This is a genomic window from Methylobacterium sp. Leaf87, from assembly GCF_001422775.1.
GTDB lineage: Bacteria > Pseudomonadota > Alphaproteobacteria > Rhizobiales > Beijerinckiaceae > Methylobacterium.
Map to the genome: position 1 here is coordinate 75205 of NZ_LMMI01000023.1, position 11886 is coordinate 87090.

General features: G+C 70.7%; 7 protein-coding genes. 3 read left to right on the forward strand and 4 right to left on the reverse strand.

Features of this window, described 5'->3' with window-relative positions:
* Positions 1 to 61 precede the first annotated feature (61 nt).
* Both ASF22_RS12765 and ASF22_RS12770 read right to left on the reverse strand, forming a co-directional pair.
* On the reverse strand, positions 62 to 1420 hold the full coding sequence (locus ASF22_RS12765) for a sigma-54 dependent transcriptional regulator (RefSeq protein WP_056165728.1): 1359 nt from the start codon (positions 1418 to 1420) through the stop codon (positions 62 to 64).
* The gene (locus ASF22_RS12770) at positions 1417 to 3351 is read right to left on the reverse strand and encodes an ATP-binding protein (RefSeq protein WP_056264843.1); all 1935 of its coding nucleotides are present in this window, start codon (positions 3349 to 3351) and stop codon (positions 1417 to 1419) included. The genes ASF22_RS12765 and ASF22_RS12770 overlap by 4 nt, the downstream gene beginning before the upstream one ends.
* Before the next feature lie 320 nt (positions 3352 to 3671).
* Here ASF22_RS12770 and ASF22_RS12775 point away from each other — a divergent pair, with 320 nt between their 5' ends.
* From ASF22_RS12775 to ASF22_RS12785, 3 genes are all read left to right on the forward strand, one after another.
* Complete coding sequence (locus ASF22_RS12775) at positions 3672 to 5024, forward strand: dicarboxylate/amino acid:cation symporter (protein ID WP_056165733.1); 1353 nt, start codon at positions 3672 to 3674, stop codon at positions 5022 to 5024.
* 619 nt (positions 5025 to 5643) lie between these two features.
* Complete coding sequence (locus tag ASF22_RS12780) at positions 5644 to 7749, forward strand: TonB-dependent siderophore receptor (protein WP_244474277.1); 2106 nt, start codon at positions 5644 to 5646, stop codon at positions 7747 to 7749.
* A 137-nt stretch (positions 7750 to 7886) separates the two neighbouring features.
* The gene (locus ASF22_RS12785) at positions 7887 to 9065 is read left to right on the forward strand and encodes a PQQ-dependent sugar dehydrogenase (protein ID WP_056264848.1); all 1179 of its coding nucleotides are present in this window, start codon (positions 7887 to 7889) and stop codon (positions 9063 to 9065) included.
* Positions 9066 to 9080: 15 nt separating this feature from the next.
* Here ASF22_RS12785 and ASF22_RS12790 read toward each other — a convergent pair whose 3' ends face one another.
* Both ASF22_RS12790 and ASF22_RS12795 read right to left on the reverse strand, forming a co-directional pair.
* Entirely contained in the window at positions 9081 to 10892 is a 1812-nt protein-coding gene (locus ASF22_RS12790; protein WP_082483686.1) for a long-chain-acyl-CoA synthetase, read from the reverse strand.
* Positions 10889 to 11884, reverse strand: a complete 996-nt coding sequence (locus ASF22_RS12795; protein ID WP_056264851.1) for a homoserine O-succinyltransferase — start codon at positions 11882 to 11884, stop codon at positions 10889 to 10891. The genes ASF22_RS12790 and ASF22_RS12795 overlap by 4 nt, the downstream gene beginning before the upstream one ends.
* Positions 11885 to 11886: the final 2 nt, after the last annotated feature.

Sequence of the window (11886 nt, forward strand, 5' to 3'; positions counted from 1 at the left end):
TGATCGCGCTCGACAAGAGCGAGCGTGTGTCCCATCCGTCGGGCAAGCAGCGAAGCCCTGCCTAGCGGTAATCGGTGGGCGCGAGGCCGTGGCGGGCGATCTTGTCGTAGAGGGTCTTGCGCGGGGTCCCGAGGGATTCGGCGGCCAGGCGCACGTCGCCGCCGGCCATGAACAGCTCCTCGCGGATGAGGCCCCGTTCGAACCGGTCGACCTGCTCGGCCAGGGTCCCGGCGGCGGCGGCCCCGGGGGGCGCGGTCTCGGCCCGACCGAGGCCCAGCGCGTGCCGCTCGGCGAAGTGGCCGAGTTCGCGCACGTTGCCGGGCCAGTCGTGGCGGCGCAGGTGGTCGCGCACGTCCGGCGTGATCGGCGGCACCTCGCGGCCGAAGCGCGCCGCCGCCCGCCGCAGGAATTCCTGGAACAGCAGCATCACGTCCTCGCGTCGGTCGCGTAAGGGGGGGATCGGGATCGTGATGACGTTGAGGCGGTGGTAGAGGTCGTCGCGGAACGTGCCCTGCGCCGCCGCCTGGCCGAGGTCGACCTTGGTGGCCGCCACCACCCGCATGTCGATGGCCCGGACCTCGTTGGTGCCGAGCGGCTCCACCGACCGCTCCTGCAGGACCCGCAGGAGCTTCACCTGCAGGTTCAGCGGCATGCTCTCGATCTCGTCGAGGAACAGAGTGCCCCCTTGCGCGTGCTCGATACGCCCGACCCGGCGCTTGAGGGCGCCGGTGAACGCCCCGGCTTCGTGGCCGAACAGCTCGCTCTCCACCACGCTGTCGGGTAGCGCCCCGCAATTCATGGCGACGAAGTTGCGCCGCGCCCGCCGGCTCCAGCGGTGCAGGGCGCTCGCCACCACCTCCTTGCCCGAGCCCGTCTCGCCGAACACGAGCACGTCGACATCGGCGTTCGCCACCTCGCGCACGAGGCTGCGCAGGCGCACCATCTCGGGCGAGATCCCGAGAAACGCCGGGTCCTCTTCCACCGCCGCGTCGAGGCGGGCGCGCAGGGCCCGGTTCTCCAGCACCAGGCGGCGCCGCTCCAGGGCGCGGCGCGCCGACGCCATGAGGGCCTCGGCCGGATAGGGCTTGGCGAGAAAGTCGTAGGCACCGTCGCGCATGGCGCCGACCGCCATGCGGATGTCGCCGTGGCCGGTGATGAGGATGACGGGGAGATCCGGATCGAGGCCGCGCAGGCGCGCGAACAGGGCGACGCCGTCGAGGTCCGGCAGGCGCACATCGGTCACCACGAGGCCCGGCGGGTCGGCCATGATCGCGGCGAGCGCCGGCCCGGCGGCCCCGAAGGTCTCGACGATGAACCCGTCGAGTTCGAGGCTCTGGCGGTTGGCCCGGCAGACATCCGCCTCGTCGTCGATGAAGACCACCCGCTCGGGCGACGGCCGCTCCTGCGCTGGTTCGCTCAACGTCCCGCCCCCCGGTGTCCAGCCGCCTTCGGCTCCGCCCTCCCATTCGCCCGGGCGAGGTCCAGATTCGCCAGGGCGAGGTCCATGCGGAAGACGGCGCCGCCCGCCGGATCGTCGCCCGCCGTCAGGCTGCCCCCGCAATCCTCGACAATGCCGCGGGCGATGGCGAGGCCGAGGCCGAGGCCATCGGATTTCGTTGTGAAGAAGGCATCGAACACCTGCGCGCGCAAGGCCTCGGGCAGGCCCGGACCGGTGTCGTGCACCGCGATTCCGACGCGGTCGCCCTCTTGCGTCACCCGCAGGGTCACCTTCGGATCGGGGCGTCCGGCGACGGCGTCGAGGGCGTTCTGCAGCAGATTGACCAGAACCTGTTCGAGGCGCGGTCCGTCGCCGAGCACGTGGAGCCCGGCGGACGGGGCGTCGACCACCAGGGGCACGCCGGCGGCCTGGGCGCGGCCCTCCACCAGTTCGAGGCCGTTGCGCAGGATGGTGTCGAGGGCGACGGGTTCGCGCTTGGGCGAGGCGCGCCGGGCGAAGCCCTTGAGCTGGCGGGTGAGGCCGCCGATGCGGTCCGTGAGGCGGCCGATGGCGATGGTGTTCTCGGAGGCCTCCGTGGTGCGGCCGCGCTGCATCAGGATCGCGGCGTTGTCGGCGTAGGAGCGGATGGCGGCGAGCGGCTGGTTGATCTCGTGGGCCATGCTGGCGGCGAACTGGCCGAGCGCCGCGAGCCGGCCGGCCTGCGCGAGTTCGCGGCCGAGGCGCTCGCGCTCGGCTTCGGCGCGTTCGCGTTCGGCCTCCACCCGCTCGCGCTCGGCCTCGGCGCGCCGGCGCTCCTCGATCTCGAGGCGCAGCATCCGGTTGGCGTCCGTGAGTTCCTGGGTCCGCTCGCGCACGCAGCCTTCGAGTTCCTCGCGCCGGGCCGCCGCTTCGGCGAGGCGCCAGCGCTCGCGTCGCCGCCGGCCCGCCAGGGTGGTGAGCCCGAGGCAGGCGAGACCGGTGATGAGGGCGGCGATGATCCAGGCCTGTGCCCGCTCCCGCTCCAGGGCGCCGCCCGTGGGCGTAAGGGTGTGCAGGCGCCAGTCCGTTCCGGGGATCGCCGCATCGAGTGCGAGCGCCGCGCGCGCGGGCGCCGCCCCCTGGCCCACCCGCACGAGGTCGTGGGCGCCCGGGACGGGATGCAGCGGCATCTCGCCCAAGGGAGCCGCCCCGAATTCCAGGGCCTCGCGGATGCGGCGGCGCTCGGCCTCGTCGATGCGCCGCAGGGTGGAGAAGTGCCAAGTGGGATCGCTCGCGACGAGGACGATGCCCCGGGCATCGGCGACGAACACCCCGTCGCCGCCCGCCCGCCACGCGGCCTCGATCTCGTCGAACTCGATCTTGACCACCACGACGCCGCCGGCCCCGGCGATCCTGCGCGAGAGGTAGAGCCCCGCCCGGCCGCTGACGGTGCCGAGGGCGAACTGCGAGCCGGCGCCCGTGGCCACGGCCTGCCGGAAATAGGGCCGGAAGGCGTAGTCCCGGCCGATGAAGCTGCGCTCGGCCTCGGCGTTGCTCGCCGCCACGGTGATGCCGTCGGGGCGGATCACGTAGATCACCGCGGCACCCGTGGCGGCCGCAACCTGGGCGAGGCGCCGGTTCACCCGCTCGACCAGGTCCCGTGGCGGGGATTCGCCCGCGACCGCCGCCATCTCCGGATCGGATGCGAGGGCGAGTGGCAGGGAGGCTTGCTTCTGCATCTCGGCACGCAGGGCCGCGACCTGGAGAGCGAGGGCGGTGTGGGCCGTGCGGTGCAGATCGGACAGCGCCCAGCGCTCCGCCGCCCGTCCGGCGATCCAGGCCGCCAGCAGCATCATGGCGAGGCTCGCCGCTAGAACGAGGCTGCCGCGCCGCGCCGCATCGGGGCCGGCGGGATCGGGGCGGGCCGTTTTCATGACGTGCGGCACGGCACGCAGGGGCGTGCGGAATCCCGCACCGGTTTCACCGGCCGCGTGCGGGTTCTCGGATCGGGCCTCGAAGCGGGCGGACGATGCATCGGAAAAATAAGCTTTCGATCAAGGTGTTAACGAAAAGTTCCATCGGTTCCGCCGCTGGCACGCCGGTTGCCATTCACTGAGGGAAGCGCAGGCCTGCATCCCTTGCAGGGCTGGGTGCCGGAGGGGAAGCCCGCCGGCCAACATCAAGATCGGACGGAACGGGGGAAGCCCCGGTCCCAACCGGCAGGATCGACAACACCAACCGGGAGAACGCCCTCATGGCCACCGTACCGCTGCCGCTCAACGCTCCGCACGACCCACCCAAGCCCAAGCCGATCTACCGGACCCTGTATTTCCAGGTCCTGGTCGCCGTGGCCATCGGCATCACGCTCGGTCACTTCTACCCGCAGGTCGGTGCGGACATGAAGCCGCTCGGCGACGCCTTCATCAAGCTCGTCAAGATGATCATCGCGCCGGTGATCTTCCTCACCGTGGTCTCCGGCATCGCCGGCATGACCAACCTCGAGAAGGTCGGCCGCGTCGGCGGCAAGGCGCTCATCTACTTCATCACCTTCTCGACCCTCGCCCTGATCGTCGGCCTGATCGTCGCGAACCTCGTCCAGCCGGGCGCGGGCATGCACATCGATCCGAAGTCGCTCGATCCCAAGGCGATCGCGATGTACGCCGACAAGGCGAAGACGCAGACGATCACCGACTTCCTCATGAACATCATCCCATCCACGGCGGTGGGTGCGTTCGCGGGCGGCGAGATCCTTCAGGTGCTGTTCTTCTCGGTGCTGTTCGGCTTCGGCCTCGCCTTCCTGGGCGACCGCGGCAAGCCGGTGCTCGACATCATCAAGGTGCTGTCGGAAGCCATCTTCGGCGTCGTCAACATCATCATGAAGGTCGCTCCCATCGGCGCCTTCGGCGCCATGGCCTTCACCATCGGCAAGTACGGCATCGCCTCGCTCGCCAACCTCGCCTACCTCGTCGGCGCCTTCTACCTGACGTCCGCCATCTTCGTGCTCGGCGTCCTCGGCCTCGTCGCCCGCTACAACGGCTTCTCGATCATCAAGCTTATCCGCTACATCAAGGAAGAGCTGCTGCTCGTGCTCGGCACCTCGTCGTCCGAGTCGGCCCTGCCCTCGCTGCTCGTGAAGATGGAGCGCGCCGGCTGCTCGAAGCCCGTCGTCGGCCTCGTGGTCCCCACCGGCTACTCGTTCAACCTCGACGGCACCAACATCTACATGACCATGGCGGCGCTCTTCATCGCGCAGGCCACGGACACGCCGCTGACCTACGGCGAGCAGGGCCTGCTGCTCCTCGTGGCGATGCTCTCCTCCAAGGGGGCCGCCGGCGTCACCGGCTCGGGCTTCATCACCCTGGCGGCGACCCTCGCGGTGGTGCCCTCGGTTCCCGTGGTCGGCATGGCGCTGATCCTCGGCGTGGACCGCTTCATGTCCGAGTGCCGTGCGCTCACCAACTTCATCGGCAACGCGGTGGCCTGCATCGTCGTCGCCCGCTGGGAAGGTGAAGTCGACGAGGTCAAGCTCGCGGCGGCGCTCGGCGGCAACCCGATGCCCCTCGACTCCGAACTCCCGGCGGCCGCGGGCCTTCAGCCCGCCGTCTGATCCCGACGCCCAACTCTGGGCCTCGACCCTCCGGCGCCCCGCGCCGGAGGGTTTTTTCATGGGTGCCCCAGGCCCGAACGCTCCGAACGCCGCGCGCCCGCGTCTTCGCCACCCGGCATAGCCACGCAAGCATGGCCGCGCCGGTGTGGCGAAGCCGGCCCTCGGCCCGGGCGTGGTCGCCCGTTACGGCCAAAGCCTGTCGCCGTGCGGGGCCGATCCTCCGTTCGCGCCGTCGCGAGGTCGCCGCCGGTCTCGACGCCTGGGCGGCGGGACATTACGGCCGCCCGGGAAACCTTCGCGCCGACGCACGCGGCGTCCGTCCGGCTTCGGCTTCTCCGCCCGATCCCCGCGCACGGGATGGGATCCGAGGCAGCGCCAGCACAGGGCCGTATCGCCTCGTACTATCCTATCGCTCTACATTTTAGAACTACTTCAATATTCGAAATAGATTTGTTTTATTGTCAGATATTGGGATATCATCGGATATAGCCGAAGGATAGTTCCATTGACGGACGTACTTGTATTAAATCTCATCGGAGGCAAACGGAATATTTGTTCCCGACGATGCTTGGCGGGCATGTTGTCTGGAAGCATAAGTCTCTTTTGCTTCAATTCTGCCTTGGCACAGGGACTATCCGGCAAACCGAGCCGGGCGGATCTCGGCGATACCGCCCTCGAGGAGATCCACGTGGCCGGGCAAAGCCCGAACGGGATCGGCTACCAGACGAAACGCTCCACCTTCGGCGCGGGCTCCGACACCTCGTTCCTGGATACGCCCACCAATGTCGCCGTCGTGCCGAACGCCGTCCTACGCGACCAGCGGGTGCTGTCCCTCGACGAGGCGCTCCGGAACGTCAGCAACGTGGTGCAGACCAATAGCCTCGGGGGGACGCAGGAAGCGGTGGTCCGGCGCGGCTTCGGGTTCTCCCGCGACAGTTCCATCCTGCGTGACGGGCGCCGCTCGGTTCTGCAGCAGAACTTCAGCCACGCCATCGAGCGCGTCGAAGTCCTCAAGGGGCCGGCCTCGCTGCTCTATGGCATCTCGGAGCCCGGCGGCCTCATCAACCTCGTCTCCAAGCGGCCGGAATTCACCCAACGGGGCTCCCTCGACCTGACCGGCACGAGCTTCGGCGGCGGTCTCGTCCAGACCGATCTCACCGGGCCGATCGCGGGCACCAACCTCGCCTACAGGGTCGTGGGGGACTTCCAGGACTATGAATACTGGCGCAACTTCGGCCGGATCCAGCGGCAGGTGGTGGCCCCGTCGGTCACTTGGCGTGGCGACGACACCACCGTGACGGCGGGCTACGAGTTCGCGCACTACACCATCCCGTTCGACCGGGGCACCACCTTCGATCCACGCACCGGGCGCCCCCTGCGGGTGCCGCGCGACCGCCGTTTCGACGAGCGCGTGAGCCGGGTCGACGCCACGAGCCATCTCGCTTCCATCGATGTCGACCACCGGTTCAACGACGACTGGAAGCTGCATTTCGGCTACAGTCATTCCCATCTCGGCTACGACGACAACCAGATCCGCCCGGTTTCCTACAATTCGGATACCGGCATCCTCACGCGGCGGGCGGATGCGACGCGCGGGGGCGATTTCAACGCGAACATCGCGCGCCTCGACCTGACGGGACGGTTCGATACCTTCGGGTTGCGCAACGACCTCCTGGCCGGCGTGATGCACGAGCGGATCGACTACTACCGGCGCACCACCGTGCGCGGGCCGAACGTGAGCGGCTTCAACCCGTTCAACCCGGTCTACGGTCTGCTCGGCCCCTCGGACCGGATCTCGCTCGCGGCCAGCAACAACCGCGATCGGCTCAGCAACACCAGCCTGTACGTGCAGGATTCGCTCCACCTCACCGACCGGCTGATCCTGGTGGGCGGGGTCGGCGTCCAGATCTACGATCAGCTGGCCTTCGCGGGGCGCCCGGCCGTCATCTCGACGGCGATCGACGGGGTGAAGCCGGTGCCGCGCGCCGGCCTCGTCTACAAACTCGCGCCCAATCTTTCGGTCTACGGCAGCTACACGCGATCCTTCCGTCCGAACGTCACCGACCTCGACGTCACCGGTGCGCTGCTGCCGGAGGAGGGCGAAGCCTACGAGGTCGGCGTCAAGGCGGATATCGCCGAGGGGCTCACGGTCACGGGTGCGATGTTCGACGCCGAGAAGAGCAACGTGCTGATCACCCAGGTCATCGATGGCACGCGCTTCGCCTCCACCGCCGGCCGGGTCCGCTCGCGCGGCTTCGAGCTCGATTTCGCGGGTCAGATCCTCCCGGACTGGGCCGTGATCGGCAGCTACGGCTTCACCCAGGCCGTGGTCACCGAGGACCCGGTCCTCGTCGGCAGGGAATTGCAGAACACCCCGCGGGTCACGGCCTCGCTGTTCCTCACCCATCAGCTCGGTGCCGTGGCCGAGGCGACGGAGTTCGGCTCGACCCGCCTCGGCCCAGGTTTCCTCGAAGTCGGTGTCGGTACCCGCTACGTCGGCGCACGGCCGGGCGACGCCGCCAACACCTTCAGCCTGCCGGACTACATGGTCAGCGATGCCTTCCTGGCCTACCGGACCCAGGTGAACGGCCTGCCGACCACCCTGCAGCTCAACCTGAAGAACCTCTTCGACGAAACCTACTACGCCTCCTCCGGGGCCAGCCCCTTGCTGGTGGCGGTGGGTGAGCCGTTCCAGGCCCTCGTCACCGCCCGCGTCGCCTGGTGAGATCGGCTCCGACGTTTCGGGTCCGGTGCGGATTCGAAACGCCGCACGGACGGGTCGGACGGGCCGCGCGGCGGAACCGGCGATTCCAGGGGGGCGTTCCCGATGCGTCCCCTCCCGGCTCAACGGACCCCACCCGCATGCATCCGGCACGCCGCCTCGTCCTCTGTCTCGCCCTCACGGCTCCGGTGCCGGCCTTCGCCCAGGCCCTCCAGAACCCCGGCACCGCCACCGTCACGGCGCATGTGGTGAAGGCCGCGCCCCTGGCGGCGACGCCCGAGCGCATCGCGGCCCTCAAGTTGCCCCCGGGGTTCCGCATCGAGGCCTTCGCCACGGGCCTCGGCGCCCCGCGCGTCATCGTGGTGGCGCCGGGCGGCGCCCTCTACGTCAGCGACCGGGACGCCGGCACGGTCACCCGCATCGACCCCGCCGACGGCACCAAGCGCCGTGTGGTCCTGGAGAAGGCCGACGTGCACGGCCTCGCGATCCATGACGGGCGGCTCTTCTTCGTGACGGTGAAGCAGATCTTCTCCGCCCCCCTGAAGCCCGACGGCAGCCTTGGCCCCGAGACAGCGCTGGCCTCGGACCTGCCGGACGCCGGCCAGCACCCCAACCGCACCATCCGCTTCGGGCCGGACGGGTGGCTCTATGCCAGCCTCGGCTCCACCTGCAACGAGTGCGAGGAGCGCAACCCCGAGAACGCCACCCTGGTCCGGATGCGGCCCGACGGCACCGGCCGGGAGACCGTCGCCTCGGGCCTGCGCAACACCATCGGGTTCGATTGGCAGCCCCGCACCGGCACGCTCTACGGCTGGGACGACGGCGTCGACTGGCTCGGCGACGACGCCACGCCGGAGGAGTTCAACCGGATCGAGCCGGGCAAGAAGTACGGCTGGCCCTACATCTTCGGCGACGGGATCAAGAACCTCTACCGCGAGGTCCCGAAAAGCTCCCTGGAGCAATGGGACAGGGACAGCGCCCGCCCGGTCCTCACCTGGACGGCGCATGCCTCGTCCATGCAGTTCGTGTTCTACGACGGCGCGCAGTTTCCCGCCGACTACAAGGGCGACGGCTTCGTCACCATGCACGGCTCGTGGAACCGCAAGCCGCCGAGCGGGTACGAGGTCCTGCGCGTGCGCTTCGAGAACGGCGCGCCGAAATCCATCGAGCCCTTCGTGTCCGGCTTCCTGACCGAGGGCGGCCCGAGCGGCTGGCAGCGCTTCGCCCGGCCCTTCGGCCTCGCGGTGGCCGGGGACGGCAGCCTCTACCTCGGCGATGACCAGAACGGCGTGATCTACCGGATCAGCCACCCCGGTTGAGGCGCCGATCCCGTTCTACAGGCGGACGGTGCCCGCGCGGATCGCCCCGAACAGGGCCGGATCGAGGGGGCGGTAGCCGCCCTCGCGGTCGAGGTAGAGCGGATCGGCGATCCGGGCCGGGTCGAAGCCCTCGGCCGCCAGCACGGTCTTCTTCTGCTTGAAGGTCTCCGTGTGGGCGAAATCGGCCACGATCCGCAGCACCAGGGGCCGGGCATAGGCCGGCAGGCGTGCGGTCAGGGCGGCGTGCAGGGCGGCGAGGTCGAAGCCAGGCCCGATGGTCAGGGCGGCCATGCCGGCACGCCCTTCCGCACCCGGCACGGCGACGCCGTAGACGCTGGCCTCGATCACGCCGGGGCAGTGGCCCAGGGCCTCGGCCACCTCGGTGGTGGCGACGTTCTCGCCCTTCCAGCGGAAGGTGTCGCCGATCCGGTCGACGAAGTAGAAGAACCCCTGGGCGTCCCGGCGCATGAGGTCGCCGGTCCGCATCCAGGCGTCCCCGGGGGCGAGCACGTCGCGTAGGATCTTGGCGCTGGTCTCGCCCGCGCTCGTGTAGCCCTCGAAGCTGTGCTCGGCCTTGGCCGAGAGCCGGCCCAGGAGCTCGCCCGCCTCGTCGGGCCCGGCCGGCACGCAGCGCCCGGCGGCGTCGCGCAGGGGCAGTCCCGTCTCGACGTCGTGCCGCACGATGAGGGCGGGCGAGCGCCGGGCGAGGAAGGGCGGCACGCGGCCAACGGCGCCGGGCTTGCCCTCGACGTTGTAGAGCGAGACCGTCCCTTCCGTGGCCGCGTAGAATTCGAGGATGCGCGGCACGGCGAAGCGCTCCGAAAAGCGCGTCCACACGTCCGGCCGCATCCCGTTGCCGGTGCACAGACGCAGGGTGTGGCGGCCCTCGAACGGGTCGGGCGGGGCCGCCGCGAGGTAGCGGCACAATTCGCCGATATACTGGAACAGGGTGCACCGGGTCTCGACGACGTCGCGCCAGAAGCGGCTCGCCGAGAACTTCTCCCGGATCACCACCGCGCCGCCGCCGACGAGCACGCTGCCGGGCGCCACCACGCCGCCGACGCTGTGGTAGAGCGGCAGGCAATTGTACATCCGGTCGTCGGGCGTCGGGTCGACGAGGCCGGCGAACCAGTGGGTCCACATCATCACCCTGTGATGGCTCACCCGCGCGGCCTTCGGCAGGCCGGTGGTGCCGGAGGTGTAGATGAGCAGGGCCTCGTCGCGCACGCCGACGGCGGGGGCTTCGCCGGGCTCGAGGGGAGCACCGGACAGGGGGGCGGACGCGTCCGCGAGGGACCCCGCCCCCGGTCCCTGCCACAGGATCGCGGGCGCCGCCGCCAGATGCGGCGCGGCGCTCGCCCAGGCCGCGGCCAGAGCCGTCTCGACGATGGCGAGGCGGGGGGCCGCCACCGTGACGCAATGGGCGAGGCCGCGGTCGCGCAGGTTGGTGTTGAGCAGGGCGACGCGCACGCCGACGCGCGTCAGGCCGAGCCAGATCGCGAGGTAATCCGGCCGGTTGGTCATGAGTAGGGCGACGGTCTCGCCCTTGGCGAGGCCCCGGCCGAGGGCCCAGCGGGCGTAGCGGTTCTGGCGCGCCGCGAGGTCCGCGTGGCTCAAGGTCTCGTCGGTGCCGATCAGGGCCGGCGCGGCGCCGTAACGCGCGGCGAGTTCGTCGACGACGCGCGGGAAGGTGCGCTCGGGCTCGGCCTCGATGCGCGCCGTGCGGGCGAGGGCCGCGACCCAGCCGGACGTGGCCGAGGGCGGGCGGGGCGCAGGCGCAAGCGGGATGGCGGCCGACGGAGGCCGCGTCGCGGAACCGGACCTCATCGGACAGCCCGGCTGTCGGCGCGGTGGCGGGCGACGTAGGCGACCCAGTTGCGGAACAATCGGTCCGCATCGTCCGGCCAGGCGGGGGGGCGGAGCGGCGTGTCGGCGAGGTTCGGAAACGCCGCGAACAGGTCCGGCCGGCGTTCGGCCGCGGCCCGGCGGGCGAAAGCGTCGAGGCGGGCGGCGGCGGCGTCCGAGAAGTAGTTCTCCGGCAGGGCGGGCAGGGTAGCGCGCTGGCCGTCGAGGAAGCGGAAGACATCGCGGCGGTACTCGCGCGCGAGGCTCGCGGTGTCGTATTCGGGATGGCCCTGGAGGAACACCAGCAGGCTGCCGGCCTCGCGCACGAACAGGTCGACCCCGATGGCGTCGGAGCGACGCAGCACGGTGTAGCCCGCCGCCACGAGCTCGTCCTCCGGCAGGTCGTTCCAGCGCGAATGCGGCACCGCGACGGAGTCCGGCAGGCCGGCGAGCAGGGGATGGGGCGTGCACACGCACGGGTAGACGCCGGAGAGCTTGGCGGTGCGGGGGCGGCGCCGGATGCCGTCGCGGTGGAGCACCGCCGCGTGCGAGGCGAGGCAGGAGAACAGGGTCGAGACCGTGTTCTCCGCCGCCCAATCCACCACGGCGCTCAAGGGAGCGTAGAACGGCTCGTCCTCGAGATGCGGGGCGACGGGCTCGCACCCCGTCACCACGAGGGCGTCGAGCCCCGCCCCGGGGAGCGCGCGATGGGATTCGTAGTGGGCCCGCGCGTGCGCCGCCGCGAGGCCCGCGCGGGGGAGGTCGCGGAACGCGAACAGACTGAGCATCGCCTGCGGGCCGACGAGGCGCCGGAACTGCCGCTCGGTCTGGAGGAAGGCGGCGTCCGGCATGTTGTTGAGGAGGCCGATCCGCAGGGGCGGCACGGGGACCGCCCGCGACGGCATGTCCGCGCGGAGCCCCGAACCGTCGCCCGGGCGGGGGGAGGGGACTTCGGAAGGGGCGTGATCCAGCATCG